Annotated in this window: 12 protein-coding genes; 5 read left to right on the top strand and 7 right to left on the bottom strand. The window is 57.3% G+C overall.

The genetic code is table 11. The features are described 5' to 3' along the window. The first annotated feature begins 22 nt into the window (after window positions 1–22). Both ACUN8H_RS01730 and ACUN8H_RS01725 read left to right on the top strand, forming a co-directional pair. Window positions 23–4,846 carry an NAD-glutamate dehydrogenase gene (locus ACUN8H_RS01730; RefSeq protein WP_445530463.1) on the top strand — a complete coding sequence of 1,608 codons (4,824 nt, stop codon included), beginning with the start codon at window positions 23–25 and terminating at the stop codon, window positions 4,844–4,846. Between the two features lie 125 nt (window positions 4,847–4,971). Beyond that, complete coding sequence (locus ACUN8H_RS01725) at window positions 4,972–5,997, top strand: quinone-dependent dihydroorotate dehydrogenase (RefSeq protein ID WP_445530462.1); 1,026 nt, start codon at window positions 4,972–4,974, stop codon at window positions 5,995–5,997. A 124-nt stretch (window positions 5,998–6,121) separates the two neighbouring features. On the opposite strand, the gene rmf is transcribed toward ACUN8H_RS01725, so the two are convergent. Beyond that, the gene (gene rmf, locus ACUN8H_RS01720; RefSeq protein WP_035577708.1) at window positions 6,122–6,331 is read right to left on the bottom strand and encodes a ribosome modulation factor; all 210 of its coding nucleotides are present in this window, start codon (window positions 6,329–6,331) and stop codon (window positions 6,122–6,124) included. Between the two features lie 351 nt (window positions 6,332–6,682). On the opposite strand from rmf, the gene rlmKL reads away from it, so the two are divergent. Together rlmKL and ACUN8H_RS01710 are read left to right on the top strand one after the other, a co-directional pair. After that, complete coding sequence (rlmKL, locus tag ACUN8H_RS01715; protein ID WP_445530461.1) at window positions 6,683–8,920, top strand: bifunctional 23S rRNA (guanine(2069)-N(7))-methyltransferase RlmK/23S rRNA (guanine(2445)-N(2))-methyltransferase RlmL; 2,238 nt, start codon at window positions 6,683–6,685, stop codon at window positions 8,918–8,920. A 28-nt stretch (window positions 8,921–8,948) separates the two neighbouring features. Then, the gene (locus tag ACUN8H_RS01710) at window positions 8,949–9,284 is read left to right on the top strand and encodes a glutaredoxin family protein (RefSeq protein ID WP_445530460.1); all 336 of its coding nucleotides are present in this window, start codon (window positions 8,949–8,951) and stop codon (window positions 9,282–9,284) included. Window positions 9,285–9,296: 12 nt separating this feature from the next. Here ACUN8H_RS01710 and ACUN8H_RS01705 read toward each other — a convergent pair whose 3' ends face one another. Beyond that, window positions 9,297–9,578 carry a WGR domain-containing protein gene (locus ACUN8H_RS01705; protein WP_176302711.1) on the bottom strand — a complete coding sequence of 94 codons (282 nt, stop codon included), beginning with the start codon at window positions 9,576–9,578 and terminating at the stop codon, window positions 9,297–9,299. A 97-nt stretch (window positions 9,579–9,675) separates the two neighbouring features. On the opposite strand from ACUN8H_RS01705, the gene pdxB reads away from it, so the two are divergent. Further along, entirely contained in the window at window positions 9,676–10,827 is a 1,152-nt protein-coding gene (gene pdxB / locus ACUN8H_RS01700) for a 4-phosphoerythronate dehydrogenase PdxB (protein WP_445530459.1), read from the top strand. 81 nt (window positions 10,828–10,908) lie between these two features. Here the strand turns inward: pdxB and htpX are convergent, their stop codons facing one another. The 5 genes from htpX to ACUN8H_RS01675 form a co-directional block, all read right to left on the bottom strand. Then, window positions 10,909–11,814, bottom strand: a complete 906-nt coding sequence (htpX, locus tag ACUN8H_RS01695; RefSeq protein WP_295713869.1) for a protease HtpX — start codon at window positions 11,812–11,814, stop codon at window positions 10,909–10,911. A gap of 157 nt (window positions 11,815–11,971) precedes the next feature. After that, the gene (locus ACUN8H_RS01690; RefSeq protein WP_445530458.1) at window positions 11,972–13,219 is read right to left on the bottom strand and encodes a pyridoxal phosphate-dependent aminotransferase; all 1,248 of its coding nucleotides are present in this window, start codon (window positions 13,217–13,219) and stop codon (window positions 11,972–11,974) included. 93 nt (window positions 13,220–13,312) lie between these two features. After that, window positions 13,313–14,269 (bottom strand): ribosome biogenesis GTPase YlqF, encoded by a 957-nt coding sequence (ylqF, locus tag ACUN8H_RS01685; protein WP_445530457.1) that lies wholly within the window; start codon window positions 14,267–14,269, stop codon window positions 13,313–13,315. Window positions 14,270–14,370: 101 nt separating this feature from the next. Then, complete coding sequence (msrB, locus tag ACUN8H_RS01680) at window positions 14,371–14,769, bottom strand: peptide-methionine (R)-S-oxide reductase MsrB (RefSeq protein ID WP_445530456.1); 399 nt, start codon at window positions 14,767–14,769, stop codon at window positions 14,371–14,373. A gap of 125 nt (window positions 14,770–14,894) precedes the next feature. Next, complete coding sequence (locus ACUN8H_RS01675; protein WP_445530455.1) at window positions 14,895–16,481, bottom strand: gamma-glutamyltransferase family protein; 1,587 nt, start codon at window positions 16,479–16,481, stop codon at window positions 14,895–14,897. Between the last annotated feature and the right edge of the window lie 22 nt (window positions 16,482–16,503).

Below are 16,503 nucleotides of genomic sequence, written 5' to 3'. Positions count from 1 at the left end.
GCCCAGGCAGTCGAGGTGATGGATGCACTACGTTGCGATTGAAGAGAGTCGTCAGGATCTTTTAAAGCAGTTGCAGGAGCGATTATATGCGCGCTTGGAGCCTGCTCGAGCTGCGACCATTGACGCCTTTGCTCGACACTTTTACGCCACCGTGCCGGTGGAAGATCTTGTCGATCGTCGCCTGGACGATCTGTATGGGGCTACGCTTTCGATTTGGCAGTTTTTGCAGCACCATGATCCTAAAAGCCCCAAAGTGCGCGTCTTTAACCCGGATTTTGAAGAGCATGGCTGGCAGTCAACGCATACCTTTGTCGCCGTGTTGCATGAAGATATGCCGTTTTTGGTCGACTCGGTGCGCATAGAGCTCAACCGCCGCGGCTTGACGGTCCACGCGATTCAAAACGCGGTACTGGCCGTCGCCCGAGATGACCGCCATCAGTTACAGACCCAAACCTCACCTCGCGATGAGAACGCGCCTGACGCACGTGAGTCATTGATTGTCATTGAGGTCGACCGACATACCGATGAGGCGTTGCTTGCAAAAATCGAAAGCAACCTCAACGACGTGCTGCGCGATGTGCGCACCGCCGTGGGTGATTACGACGCCATGTGTTCGCAAATCACTGCCTCCATTCAAGAACTGGAAAAGAGCTGCCCGCCGCAGATCGACCCCGATGATCACGAAGAGGCGATTGCCTTTCTAGAGTGGTTGCTGAAAGATAATTTCACCTTCTTGGGTTACGACGAGTATTTGCTCGAAAGCGGCGAATTAAAGCGCGATGCGGATAGCGTCCTGGGCGTTTTTCGCCTGGATCAACCGCGCTACTGCGAACGTATCCGTACCGAAGAAGGCGTCGACGAGCACAACGACTATGTGCTGGTGCCGCAACTGCTCTCGTTTGCCAAGAGCGCTCACCACTCACGGGTGCATCGTCCTACTTACCCTGACTACATCACCGTTGATCGCTACGATGACGACGGCAATGTGATCGGCGAACGACGCTTCTTTGGTCTGTTCACCTCAACGGTTTATAACGAATCTCCGCGTAATATTCCGCTGCTGCGCCGTAAGCTAAAAGCGGTGATGGATATTGCCGGGTTCAACCCCCAGGGCCATAACGGCAAGCAGCTGCTCCAGGTATTGGAAGTCTACCCCCGCGATGACTTATTCCAAATCGACACCGAATCGTTGGCCAGTACTTCCCTGGGCATTCTCAATATCCGTGAGCGCCGCCAGGTGCGTCTGTTTATCCGCGCCGATATCAGCGGCAAGTTCTACTCCTGCTTGGTGTTTGTGCCGCGTGACGTATTCTCGACGGATCTGCGTCAGCGAATTCAGAACGTATTATGCGATGAATTGGATGCCCACTTTGGCGACTTCAATACCTACTTATCCGAGTCGGTACTGGCGCGCATTCAGTTGATTCTGCGTTTCAACGGCGATGCGCCCAGTGAATACGATCTCAAGCGCCTGGAGAGCAAAGTGGCGCGGCTGGCGCGTAGCTGGCGCGACGAGCTACACAACGCCATGGTGGAAGGGTTCGGCGAAGAGCGTGCCAACAGCCTCATGGATCACTTCCGCGAAGCATTCTCAGCCAGCTACCGTGAAGACTTCTCGGCACGCACCGCCGTGTTCGATGTGCAGCATCTCTTGACCCTGAACAACGGCGACGATTTATCGCTGTCGCTCTATCGCCCGCTGGAAGAGCAGGGCGGGGGTGTTAACCTAAAGCTGTTCCATCGCGAATCGCAAATTCCGCTCTCTGATGTGCTGCCGATGATGGAAAACCTCGGCCTGCGCGTGATTGGCGAGCGCCCTTACGATATCAACGCCCCTGAACAGCGCTACTGGATTCACGATTTTGAACTAGAGCACAGCGGTGCGGATGTCAGTCTGGGCGATATGCGTGACGTGTTTACAGAGGCGTTCAAGCGTATCTGGTCCGGCGAAGCCGACAACGATGCCTTCAACCGCTTGATTATCGGCGCCGGGCTGGACTGGCGTGAAGTCGCCATGCTGCGTGGCTATGCGCGCTATTTGAAGCAGATACGCTTTGGCATGTCCCAGGACTATATTGCCGCGACGCTGGCCAACTACCCGGCCATCACGCGCGAGCTGGTCGAACTATTCCGTCTTCGATTTGATCCTGAGCAGCAGGATCATGCCACTGATGAATGTATCGCCAGCTTGAATGAGCGCCTTGAAGGCGTGGCCAGTCTTAACGATGACCAGCTGCTGCGCCGCTTTATGGAGCTGATTCTCGCTACGCTGCGTACCAACTATTACCAGCTCGCCGAGGGCGGGCGCTTTAAAGACTATATCGCTTACAAACTCGAGCCCTCCAAAGTGACCGGCATGCCCAAGCCGCGCCCGATGTTCGAGATTTTCGTCTGCTCGCCGCGGGTGGAAGGTGTTCACCTGCGTGGCGGCAAAGTCGCTCGCGGTGGTCTGCGTTGGTCGGATCGCTTTGAAGATTACCGCACCGAAGTGTTGGGCCTGGTAAAAGCGCAACAGGTAAAAAATGCCGTGATTGTGCCGGTGGGGGCAAAAGGCGGTTTCGTGTGCAAGCGCATGCCGGAAAACGCCAGCCGCGATGTCGTTCAGAAAGAGGGTATCGCCTGCTACCAAATCTTTATCCGCGCGCTGCTGGATGTTACCGACAACTTGGTGGGTAGCGACGTGGTGCCACCGGAAAACGTTGTTCGCCACGATGAAGATGACGCCTATTTGGTAGTGGCTGCCGATAAAGGCACAGCGACCTTCTCGGACATCGCCAACGAAATTTCCATTGAGTACGGCCACTGGCTGGGCGATGCCTTTGCCTCGGGCGGTGCCAATGGCTACGACCACAAGAAAATGGGCATCACCGCCCGCGGTGCTTGGGAATCAGTGAAGCGCCACTTCAAGAACCTGGATGTGGATACCCAGCGCGATCTGTTCAGCGTGGTCGGGATCGGCGACATGGCTGGCGATGTGTTTGGTAATGGCATGCTGCTCTCCGACAAGATCCAACTGGTCGGCGCCTTCAACCACCTGCACATCTTTATTGATCCTAATCCGGATGCAGAAGCGTCGTTTGCCGAGCGCAATCGGTTGTTCGCACTGCCACGTTCCAGCTGGGAAGACTACAGCCAGGAATTGATCTCTGCAGGCGGCGGCATCTTTAGCCGCAGTGCTAAGTCAATCACCATCACCCCGGAAATGCAGCAGGTGTTTGGCATTCAGGAGTCGCGCCTGTCGCCTAACGAATTGATCCGCGCGATGCTCAAATCCAAGGTGGATTTGATCTGGAACGGCGGTATCGGCACCTATGTGAAAGGCTCCGATGAAACCGATGCGGATGTCGGTGACAAAGCCAATGACACGCTGCGTATCAATGGCAACGATCTGAACTGCCGCGTAGTGGGTGAGGGCGGTAACCTCGGTTTGACCCAGCGTGGCCGTATGGAAGCCGCCGCCAAAGGCGTGCGCGTCTATACAGACTTCATTGACAACGCGGGCGGGGTGAACTGCTCTGACCACGAGGTCAATATCAAGATCTTGATTGATGAAGTTGTCAAACGCGGTGACATGACCGATAAACAGCGTAATCAGCTGCTGGCGGAAATGACCGATGAAGTGTCAGAGCTGGTGATTCTGGATAATTACCGCCAAAGCCAGGCGCTGGATCTATCGGCGATTCTCTCCGACCAATCGATGGGTCCCTACCGTCGCTTTATCAGCGAGTTGGAAGCCACCGGGCAGATTGATCGTGAGCTGGAGTTCCTGCCCACCGATGAGGTGCTAAAAGAGCGCGCCAGTAATGACCAAGGGATGCGCTTGCCTGAGCTGTCGGTTCTGATCTCTTACGCCAAAAGTACCTTGAAAGGCGACTTGATTACCTCGGACGTACCCGACGATCAGTATATTCACCGCCACCTGGAACGCCTGTTCCCCTCGGTGCTGGTGGAACGCTTTAAAGATGAAATGTACGAACACCGTCTGAAGCGTGAAATCGTCGCGACCCAGGTGGCTAACGATCTGGTCGATCATATGGGCATCGTCTTTGTACGCCGCCTGATGGACTCCACCGGCGCGGGGCGCGCCGATATCGCCCGCGCCTATATCGTGGCCCGTGACAGCTTTAATCTGCCTGGGCTGTGGGCGCAAATCGAAGCCCTCGATAACCAAGTTCCTAACCGCATTCAGTATTCGATGATGCTCGACCTGATGCGCTTGATTCGTCGTGCCACGCGCTGGTTCGTGCGTCAGCATTTAGGGCTTTCGACACAAGATACCATCGAGTATTTTGCTCCCCGCCTGGCACAGCTGCAGGAAGGCATTGGTGAGCTGCTCAGTGGCGAAGAACTGAGCGCCTGGAACACTCGCCGTGATGAGCTATTGGAGGCCGGTGTGCCGGATGCTCTCGCCTCTACCGTGGCGGCGTCCTCAAGCCTCTACGCGGGGCTGGGCATTATCCAGGCGGCGCGCCTGACCAATGAGAAACCGCAGCGGGTGGCGGAAGTGCTCTATGAAATTGGCAGCCGTCTGGAACTCCCCTGGATGATCCAGCAAGTAACCCAGTTGGAAGTGCGCGATGCTTGGCAGGCCCAGGCGCGGGAAACCTTCCGCGACGATATCGAACGCCAGCAGTTGGCGCTGACCACCAGCGTGCTGAAGCTCGATGCGGGAAGCCGCGATACCCAAGAGCGGGTGGCACAATGGTTGGATCAGCACGCCGATCTGCATCGCCGCTGGTGCCGTTTGATTGAAGAGGTGCGCGGCGGCAGTGAAGGCGGCTTCGCACTCTTCGCCGTGGCAGTACGCGAACTAGTGGATCTGGCGGAAAGCGATAGCGAAGCTTAGAGGGCTCTGGTCCACTAAACTCAAGCGTGAACGCTTAGTTAAAGCGCGCTCTGGTTCTCCACCAGAGCGCGCTTTATTGCGTTATACTAGGGCCCGTTTTCAGCCCCCGCTTCAAGAGACCCGCTATGTACAACCTCGCCCGCTCGCTGTTCTTTCGCGTTGACCCAGAAACCTCTCACAGAATGGCGCTGGGTGCGTTGGAGGCACTACATCGGGTAGGGGGCGTTGCACGGCTATTTGGCCGTCGGGTGGATGATCCAGTTCAATTGATGGGGCTGCGATTTGCCAATCGAGTGGGGTTGGCGGCCGGGCTGGACAAAAATGCCGATCATCTGGACGCCTTGGGCGCACTGGGGTTTGGCTTTGTGGAAGTGGGCACAGTGACGCCCAAAGCCCAACCCGGTAACCCAAAGCCTAGGCTGTTCCGCTTAGCGCAGCATGAGGCGATCATCAACCGCTTTGGTTTTAATAACAAAGGCGTTGAACATCTGATTGCTCAGGTCAAGCAGCGCCACTACGACGGCATTGTGGGCATCAATATTGGTAAGAACCTGACGACGCCGGTAGAGCAGGCGCTGGATGATTATCTGGTGTGCTTGGACGCCGTGCATCCTTACGCTGATTACATTGCCATTAATGTCTCCTCGCCGAATACGCCTGGGTTACGCACCCTACAATTTGGCGAGCAACTCGACGCGCTGTTGGGGCCGATTCGAACGCGGGCCAGTGAATTGAATCACCAGTCGGGGCGCAGTGTCCCGTTGCTGATTAAAATTGCCCCAGACATGAGCGAAGAAGAGGTCGCGCTGATGGCGGAAAGTATTGCTCGCAATACCCTTGATGGCGTGATTGCGACCAATACCACCGTTTCACGCGCAGGGGTGGGGGGCGAACCGCAAGCGGAAGAGGCAGGTGGGCTTTCGGGCAAGCCGGTCTTCGAGGCTTCCAACCGGGTGATTCGTCAATTGCGTGAGCATCTTCCCCAACTGCCCATTATTGGTGTCGGCGGGATCGATAGCGCGGCGGCCGCCCAGGCAAAAATCGCCGCCGGGGCGGACTTGGTGCAGCTCTATTCGGGATTGATTTATCAAGGACCGCGGTTGGTCGGCGAATGCGCTCGTGCATTGCAAGGGCAGAAAACGGTACGTTAGCTGCAGGGGCGCTTGGCGCTAAAAAGCCCACTGTGAAAGTGGGCTCAGTTAAAATCTGTCGTTTAAACATTACCCTTCATTGTGTCATCAGAAGGTATAAGTAAACATCAGAAGGTATAAGACGTTACGTCATGACCATGGGGTTTTTATGGATACCGGAAATGCCGGTCATCCCGTCCCACTGGTCGCCGCGACCTTCACGCCAACCGCTCATCCAGTATTCGCGTAAATTAATATCTTGACTCGGGCAGTCGTCACGAGAACGACCCGATACACCCGCTTTGTAGCCGTGGACATAAGCCCGCTGGAAGCGATCACGTTTTTGCCGTTTCATTGGCTAACCTCTTTTCACGAAAGCCTTTGATAAGAAATAGGATGTTATTAACAAAATTTATCAATAACAGCCGCTATTCCGAGAGCTTGCTTCAAGAGCGAGATGCCGCTTCAACCTAGACGTCAGGCGCTCACGGGCTGAACGAGCCGAGCGGCCATCTCTAGCAAAGAACACTTACAAGCCATAGGCCAAGTCTTAGACTGACCCTGACAAGCAACGCATGCGTTTTTCAGTAGCTACTCTCTTATTGTTAGACCATGATGGGGTCATCTGTCGACTACCAAATTGTCATAAAACGTAAATTCATTTGTTATATACAGGAATGTCGCGCCTTTCAGCGCCGCTATTACCATGACCGAGTCGAACCAAAACGTCCCTCTGAATTTGCTCGCCACCTGCCCCAAAGGCATTGAAGGCCTGCTGCACGATGAACTGATAGCGCTGGGCGCCACGCCGGGTAAAACCACCGTGGCGGGCGTCTATTTCACTGCAAGCCAAGCCATTGCCTATCGTGTCTGCCTGTGGTCCCGGTTAGCCAACCGGGTCATTTTGACCTTAGTGCGCGAATCGATGATCGATACCGCTGAGCAGGTACGCGATGTCGTGGCTCGGATTGCCTGGACCCAGCACTTAGCGCCGGGCAAAACGCTAGCGGTCGATTTTCATGGTCGCAGCGAACACATTCGCCACACCCGTTTTGGTGCGCAAACTGTTAAAGACGGCATTGTCGATGCGCTACAACTGGCCGGACAGGAGCGCCCCAATGTGGATACGAAGACGCCGCATCTACGCGTCTACGCTCACCTGCACCGGATGAACTTGACGATTGGGCTGGATCTTTCCGGCGAAAGCCTGCACCGCCGTGGCTATCGGCGTGATGTTGGCCACGCGCCGCTAAAAGAAAATTTGGCCGCCGCGCTGCTGGTGCGTGCAGGCTGGCCCGAGCGCCTTAAAGCGGGGGAGCCGTTGATTGATCCGCTTTGTGGTGCAGGCACTCTACTGATCGAAGCCGCGATGATGGCCGCTGACCAAGCGCCTAACTTGAACCGTGAACGGTTCGGCTTTCACGGCTGGGCGGGCCACGATGATCTCGTTTGGCAGGAACAGAAGCGCGAAGCCGAGGCGCGCGCCTCAATCGGGCGCAAACGCTGCAAGGCCCAATTGCTAGGTTTCGATCAAAGCCCAGCGGCCCTAACCGCAGCGAAATCCAATGCCATGCGCGCGGGCATCCCTGCCTTGATTAGCCTGCACGGCCAAAGCCTGGGGCAGCTCACTCGGCCGGACGCCCTCACGGCTGAACGCGGCCTGCTGATCACTAATCCCCCCTATGGTGAGCGCTTGGGTGAATTGCCCGAGCTGGTGCGTTTGTATGCCCAACTGGGTGAAAAAGCCAAAATGCTGTTTCCTGGCTGGACCCTGGCAGTGTTTACCGGCAATCCGGATCTCGGCCACCGGCTGGGAATGCGAGCCCACAAGCAGTACGCGCTTAAAAACGGTGCGCTAGATGCCAAGCTGCTACTCATGGATGTGGAGGGCGCCGAGCATCAGCCTGTCGCGAGCGATACGAAGCCTGTTTATAGCGAGAGCAGTGCAGTGGCGACACCTGGTGAAAAGGCCAGCGAAGAGCAAGCTGTTCACAAAAACCAAGACAATGCGCAGATGTTTGCCAATCGACTGATTAAAAATCAGAAGCGCTTGAAGAAATGGCTGAAGCAGAGCGGTGAAACCAGCTATCGCGTTTATGATGCCGATATGCCCGAGTACGCTTTGGCGGTGGACCGTTACGGTGATCGCGTGCACGTTCAAGAGTACGCGGCGCCCAGCTCGATCAACCCTGCTCAAGCGCAAAAGCGCTTATACGACGCGCTGGAAGTCATGCCCGAAGCACTCGGTGTTGACGCTAGCAAGATCTATATCAAGCGCCGCGAGCGGCAAGCTGGCAGTGCCCAGTACCAGAAACGCGCCGCCAGTGGTGAGCGTTTTGAGGTGCAGGAAGGCAGTGCACGTCTGTGGGTCAATCTACGCGACTATCTCGATACCGGTCTGTTTTTGGATCACCGCCCGGTACGGCGGATGCTGGGTGAAATGGCCGCTGGTAAGCGCTTTTTGAACCTGTTCTGCTACACCGCCACGGCAACCGTGCAAGCGGCACTGGGCGGCGCCAGCGATAGCGTGAGTGTGGATATGTCTAACACCTACCTGGAGTGGGCCAAGGACAACTTTGCACTGAATAAACTCGATACGCGCCTTCATCGCGTGGTGCGCGACGACTGCTTCCGCTGGCTGGAAACGGCCAACGCCGAGTTCGACCTGATCTTTATGGACCCGCCGACATTTTCCAACTCCAAGAAAATGCGCGATACCCTCGACGTGCAGCGTGACCATCCGCGGCTGGTGGAACTGGCCATGGCGCGTTTGGCGCCTGGTGGCACGTTAGTGTTTTCGAATAACCAGCGGCGTTTTAAACTCGATGAAGCGCTTAGCGAGCATTTTGCGGTTGAAGATATTACCGGACGCAGCTTCGACCCCGACTTCCAGCGGCGTACGAACTTGCACCACGTGTTTTTACTTCGTCATAAAGCGTCATAAGAAGCCATCGTATGAAAAGAGCATTCGCATGATTCAGCTATCGCTATACACAACCATGGGCTGCCACCTGTGCAGCCAATTAGAGGCACTAGTGACAGCGCTCGCCAACCAAAAGGTGTGGTTGCACCACATTGAGATTAGCGAGGATGATACGCTGGTGGAGCGCTACGGCGTGCGGATACCGGTGCTGGTGGATAGCGATGGCAGCGAGTTGGATCGTGGCTTCGAGCTTGAGCGCTTAAGCGCCTGGATGCGCGAACGCGGCTGGCTGGATGAAGCGGCCCTGGCAGCGTTTATCACACCCCCCGATACCTCCGCCCCCAAGGGGGCGCATGAGCGTGACGGGCGGCGCTTTCTGGGCTAACCCTGCGCGACTCTAGAGTGCATCCAGTAGCGATAGTTGGCGCATGGCTTCCTGGCCCTCCGGCGTATGATCGGCCACGTCCAGCACCTTGCGAAAACCCCGCGAGGACTGGATGGTGGTTTCGTCCTCAAGCCACATCTGGGCCTGCTCCAGCGTATCGGCCAGTTGATGTTTCAGGCCGCCAAACTGAGTGCCGATTTGCCCCCAGGCGCGGCTGAAAATCCAGTCACCAAACATATCCTGGTGAATATGCACCAACACATAGTCATGGTTGGTTTCCCAGCGTACGATCACAACACTCTCCTTACTTAGTCTTTAGAGATAGCCTTTAAACACGCCTGCCCATCAAGCCGTCGCGGGCGTATTGTAAAGCCCGGATACCCCAACGCCTATGAAACTTGTCATCGACGCCAATATTCCCGCTGCCCAGCACTGCTTCGGCCATTTCGGCACGCTCACCCGCGTGCCAGGGCGGGAGATAAACGCCGCCCACCTTCAGGACGCCGATGTGCTCATCGTGCGCTCCATTACCCAGGTCAACGATCAACTGCTCGGTGATAGCCCCGTTCGCTTTATCGGCACCTGTACCATCGGCACCGATCATATCGATCAGGCGGCACTGGCGCAGCGCGATATCGCCTTCGCCAGCGCGCCAGGCTGCAACGCTGAAGCGGTGGTGGATTATGTGCTGAGCAGCCTGCTAACCCTGGCGGAGCGCGATGGCTGGTTACTTCGCGAGCGGACCGTGGGGATTGTCGGGGTGGGCAATGTTGGTGGCCGGCTACAGGCGAGGCTAGCTGCCATGGGCGTGGCAACGCTGGCCTGTGACCCGCCCAGGTCAGACGAGGAGGGCCAGGCAGGCTTTCACCCTTTAGATGCCCTGATCGAGCGCTGTGATGTGCTCTGCCTGCATACACCGCTTACCCGTGAGGGTTCTCACGCGACGTATCAACTACTCAACGCCCAGCGCATCGACGATCTGGCGCCGGGTAGTGTGTTGCTCAATGCTGGGCGGGGCGACTGCGTGGATGGCTTGGCGCTGCGCAGCCGATTGTCGGGTAAAGGAGACATAACGGCGGTGTTGGATGTGTGGGAGGCGGAGCCGACCATCGACGCCGGTTTACGCGACCTTGTCTCCCTGGCAACACCGCATATTGCGGGGCACAGTCTGGACGGCAAGCTGCGCGGCACCTGGATGATTCAGCAGGCGTTAGCGCGCCACTGCGGCCCACCCAGTGAGCTTACCTTCGCCGCTATTTGCCCGCCACCCGCGCTGGCATCGCTACATTTGCAGCACGCACTACCGCCCGAAGATGCCTTGCGGCTGTGTATACGCGCCGTGTACGACGTACGCCGAGACCACGATGCTCTCCAGCGTCAAACGCTCCATCACGGCATGCACAAAGGCTTTGATGATTGCCGCGCGAACTACCCGCTACGGCGCGAATTCGCCACGCTCAACGTACAGCTGTCAGGGGAAGCGGTAGCGCTAGAGAGCATACTGCGTGGTGCAGGGTTTGTAGTAACGTTAGCTAGACTGTGAAAAACAATTAGTGAAAATTGAGGGCGAAAAACAGCAAGGCCCGCATCTGCGGGCCTTAAACGTGTAGAGCGACTGAATCAATTACTGACGATAAGCGGCTTCTTTCAGCGCACGAATGCGCTCATCCAGCGGCGGGTGGCTGGCAAACAGCTTTTCCACCAGCGAGCGCGTTTGGCCTTTGGTGATGGCCATGGCGCGCAGCGTGTCCGGCATTTGATCAGGCATTTCCGTTTCGGTTTTCAAGCGTGCCAGCGCGCTGACCATGGCATTGGTGCCCGCCAGGCGCGCGCCCGCTTCGTCGGCGCGGTATTCGCGATAGCGTGAGAACCAAGCCACGATAGCCGAAGCCAGAATACCGAAGACAATCTCCGCGACCATGACCACCGCAAAGTAACCCATAAAGCCGAGCCCGCCTTCGCCATCGCTACGGCTGCGCAGGAAGTTATCGACCAAATGCGCCACTACCCGGGCGAAGAACATCACGAAGGTATTCACCACGCCTTGAATCAGCGCCAGGGTGACCATGTCGCCGTTGGCGACGTGGCCAATTTCGTGGGCCAGTACCGCCCGCACCTCTTCAGGACGCATACGGTTCATCAGGCCGGCCGAAACAGCCACCAGCGCATCGTTTTTGTTCCAGCCGGTCGCAAAGGCGTTGGACTGCTGGGCGGGGAAAATGCCCACCTCCGGCGTCTTGATACCGGCGTCACGTGAAAGCTCAGCCACGGTGTCCAGCAACCACTGCTCGGTGGCGTTGGAAGGCGTTTCGATGATCACCGTACCGGTGCTGCGCTTGGCCATCCATTTGGAAATAAACAGCGAGACAATCGAGCCCGCCATGCCGAACACAAAGCAGAAAATCAGCAGGCTGGTGAAGTTAATCCCCTGGCCGCGCAGGTAGCCCTCTACACCGAGCAGGCGCAGGGTGATACTGGCCACCAACAAGACCGCTATATTGGTCGCTAAAAACAGCACAATTCGCATCATGGTGCAGGTTCTCCCTCAACGTTTAGAAACCGGTTCACACACAGCCAGTGAAGTGGGCCACAGAATGACGTTTAAATACGCCCTGTTCATGGCAGTTTCAAGTCATCGCTGCGTCAAATAGTTGTTTTAATCGACGTCTTTTTTTATCGGCCTTGGCTCACTGGCGATAGCGCGACAAGAAGTTGGCAAAGCGATCCAGCGCATCACCGAGCTGATCGGCCCACGGCAGTGTGACGATGCGAACATGGTCCGGTTCTGGCCAGTTAAACGCCGTGCCTTGCACCAGCAAGATTTTTTCCTGCAGCAGTAGGTCGAGCACCATCTGCTGATCGTCTTTGATCTTGAATACCTTTGGGTCCAGGCGCGGAAACGCGTAGAGCGCACCTTTCGGCTTCACACAAGAGACGCCAGGAATCGCGTTGAGCTTCTCAATGGTGATATCGCGCTGGGCCAGCAGCCGCCCGCCGGGCAGGATTAAATCATTGATCGACTGATAACCGCCCAAGGCGGTTTGAATCGCGTGCTGGGCAGGCACGTTGGCGCATAGCCGCATAGAGGCCAGCATGTTCAAACCCTGGATATAGTCTTGGGCATTTAGCTTGGCCAGGGTGCCCGAAATGATCATCCAGCCCGAGCGGAAGCCCGCACAACGATAGCTTTTGGAAAGCCCGTTCATGGTAATGACCAATTGGTCATCGTCTGCCAGCGCGCCGGTGGCCGTATGCTCGACCCCGTCGTACAGAATCTTGTCGTAGATCTCATCGGAGAACACCACCAGATTGTGCTGCTTGGCGATCTCAAGCACCTCTTTCACCACGGCAGGTGGATAGACCGCACCGGTCGGGTTGTTGGGGTTGATCAGCACAATAGCGCGGGTATGGCTGGTGATTTTGGCACGAATATCCGCCATGTCGGGCGTCCAGTCGGCCTGTTCGTCGCATAGGTAGTGCACCGCGTGGCCACCGGAAAGGTGAGCGGCGGCGGTCCATAGCGGGTAGTCCGGTGCGGGAATTAGCACTTCGTCGCCGTCATTGAGCAGCGCCTGCATGGCCATCACGATCAGCTCCGAAACGCCGTTGCCGATGAAAATGTCCTCAATACCCACGCCGGGAATCTGCTTGCGCTGGCACTCCTGCATAATCGCTTTACGCGCAGAGTAGAGGCCTTTGGAGTCGCAGTAGCCCTGGGCCGTGGGCAGGTTACGCATCACATCCTGAAGAATCTCTTCCGGCGCCTCAAAACCAAACGGCGCAGGGTTGCCAATGTTGAGCTTGAGAATCCGCTGGCCTTCCTCTTCCAAGCGCTTGGCGTGGTCGAGTACCGGGCCGCGAATGTCGTAGCAGACATTGTGCAGCTTGTGAGATTTCTTTAGCGGCTGTGATTCGTGCGACTGCGGGGTATCCATGAGGTGTTTGTCCAAAAGTAGCGAGAAGCCCAAAGTATCCAACGTAGTGAGGTGTTTACTAAGTCAACGGGTGGCTTAGCAGTGCTTGGCTCATTATGCGTCGGAAAGCCCTTGATTGTCTTCGTCGTTTTGCACTGGGGGAGGCGGAATATCTTCAGGCGTTTCAAGGGTGAGCCTGCCCAGCTTGCCATCGCGCAGCTCGTGCAGCAGTACTTCGGCGCCCCGGTGCAGATCTACCGCGCCGCCGGGGCGTAAACCACCCCGGCGCGCCGCAATATCTGTCAGGATCGCATTGCCGTCAAAACCCGCAATCGCAAGGAAATCGGGCTTTTTCGGCCCATCCGCTTCAATATCATGGGGAATATCTGGCGCGGTATAGGGCGGCAGCGCTTTGAGCTTGTAGCGCGCTGTGAGTGCGTCCGGGTAGCGCTTGGCCAGTTCCGCACTGGTAACGATCGCCACATCGGTGTATTCGATAGCGGTATCGCGAATGGCGCCGGTGGCAGCGAGACGATAAGCGCTGGCCTGGTCTTCAATCTTGGGCCATAGCACGCCTGGGGTGTCGGTGAGTGCGACGCGCCCATCAATACGCACCTTTTGCTGGCGTTTGGTGACCGCCGGCTCGTTGCCGGTTTTGGCGATTTTGCGCCCGGCGAGTCCGTTAATCAGCGTGGATTTACCCACATTGGGAATACCCATCACCATCACCCGGACATCGCGGTCGGCACGCACGGCACCGGCCAGCTCATGGCATAGCTTGGGGATTTTCTTCAGCTCACGGGTATTGGTCGTGGTAACGGCCAAGGCACGCATATTCTCTTGAGCATCGAAAAAGGCCACCCATTCGGCTGTCCTTTCAGGGTCGGCGAGATCCGCGCGGGAGAGAATTTTTAGCACCGGCTTATGGCGTGTTAGCTCGGCCAGCATCGGATTGGCGCTGGAGTAGGGCAGGCGGGCATCGAGTACTTCGATCACCACGTCGATCTCCGGCAGCACCTCCTTGATCTGGCGGCGGGCCTTGTTCATATGTCCGGGGAACCAGCCGAGCATGAGTCTCTCCTGAAAGTACAAAAAAATTAGAGGCACAAAAAAAGCGGGCTGCCATTGTAGCACCCGCCTTACTGGTTTCCTTACGAAGGATTTATCGATAACTACTCGTCAGGATGAAATTCCAACGACACCGAATTGATGCAGTAGCGCAACCCCGTGGTTTCCGGTGGCCCATCGGGGAAGACGTGACCCAGATGCGCATCGCAGTGGGAGCAGACCACTTCGGTGCGCTGCATGCCGTGAGTGGTATCCGTATGCTCTTCAACGCAGCGGCTGCCTAAAGGACGGTCAAAGCTTGGCCAGCCGCAGCCAGCGTCAAACTTGTGCTCATTCTCAAACAGCGGTGCATGGCAACAGACGCAGTGGTAAATGCCCTGGGTGTCTTTCACTTGATAATCCCCGGTGAAAGGGCGCTCAGTGCCTTTCTCACGCGCCACGCGATACTGCTCGGGCGTTAGCTGCTGTTGCCATGCGTCGGGGGATTTCTCTATTTTCGCCATGGGGTTCTCCTTCCCGCTGGTTGGCCACTCTTCAGAGGCTTATTAAGCAGGCTAGCTTAACACTCTCATGAGTGACAGCGAGTCGCCTGCTCAAGTTCAGCCAGTACGAATCCCCGCGTGTTTACCTAGACGCTCGCTGCGCCACCGTTACTGCGCGGATCGTGGGCGCTCTCGATCAATCCGTCTGGATGACGCACGATGCCGCCCGCATGGCCCATGGTGTCGCTAAACGCCTCTGGTAAGACTTCCACATCGTGACCGGCGGTGGCTAGGGCCGTCACCAAGGCGTTGTCAAAACGCGCTTCGAGCTTCAGGTTGGTGCTGGTTTCCCCCCAGGTGCGCCCGAGCAGCCAGCGGGGCGCGGTGATCGCCTGCTGAAGCGGCATGCCGTGCAGCGCATAGCGGGAAAATACCGCTGCCTGGGTTTGCGGCTGGCCTTCACCGCCCATGGTGCCGTAAACCATGGTACGGCCATCGTTAAACTGAGCCAGCGCCGGGTTGAGCGTATGGAAAGGTTTGCGGCCAGGGGCTAAGCCTCGTAGGTCGTCGGGGTTGAGCGAGAAGCTGATGCCGCGGTTCTGCCACAGCACGCCGCTTTCCGGCAGTACCACACCGCTACCAAATTCCCAGTAGATGCTTTGAATAAAGCTGACCGCGCGCCCTTCACTATCCACGGTGCCCATCCAGATGGTATCGCCTGGGGCCGGCTCGTGGGGCCAGGGGAGCGCCTGTTGCGGGTCGATATTAGCAGCCTCGCGACTGATACTTTCTGAGCTGAGCAGGTCTTGCAGCGGGGTGGGAACACGGCCCGGGTCAGTGACGTTTTGGTCACGTAGGATAAAGGCGCGCTTGGTAGCCTCAATCAGCCCGTGCAGGTGATCAAAACCGTTGGGCTCGGCGGCTTTTAAGCGCTCGTAGATGCCTAGGATCATTAACGACGCCATGCCCTGGGTCGGCGCAGGCAGGTTATAGAGTGTGGCATCCTGAAGCGTTACTTCCAGCGGCGTGACGCGCTGGGCACGGTAGGCGTGAAAGTCAGCCAGGCGCAGTGGGCTGCCCACTGCTTCTAAGTCTTTCGCCATGCTAGCGGCCAGTTCGCCGCGATAGAAATCATCTAATCCGGCTTCCGCCAATCGCTTTAGGGTGGCCGCTAAGCGTGGCTGACGCAGCCGCTCACCTTCACGGGGCACTTGGCCGTTAAGCAGTAGCGCATCACTAAAGCCAGGGCTCTGGGTTAAGCGTTCCAGGTGCTTGGCAGTGAGCGCTTCCTGGCTTTGGGCGACCGATATACCCGTTTCCGCATGGTGAATGGCGTCGGCCAGTAGCGTGGTTAAAGGCAGCTGTTTTCCCCAGCTCGACGCCACGTTCAACGCTTCATGCCAACCGCTAATCGTGCCCGCCATGGTCAGCGCGGCTTTGGGGCCGCGCTCAGGAATCTGCGTCTCACCGGCGTAGAAATCCGCATTGGCGAGGCCCGCTGCCGGGCCGCAGGCGTCAATGGCGACGGGGGCTTTGCCCGGTTCATGAATCAACCAAAAACCATCGCCGCCCAGGGCGTTCATGTGCGGATAAACCACCGCAATGGCCGCGGCGGCCGCTACCATGGCTTCCACCGCGTTGCCGCCCTGTTTCAATACATCGCGCCCGGCGCTGGCCGCAAGGTGATGCGGGGCGACGCAGCTGCCGCCGTAACTACGTTGGGTGTGAAGCATCTTAAATTCCTTTGTTATTGAT

This window comes from Vreelandella sp. V005, from assembly GCF_052645115.1.
Note: the sequence above shows the minus strand (reverse complement) of the source record. Positions and strands in the feature narration are given on the sequence as shown.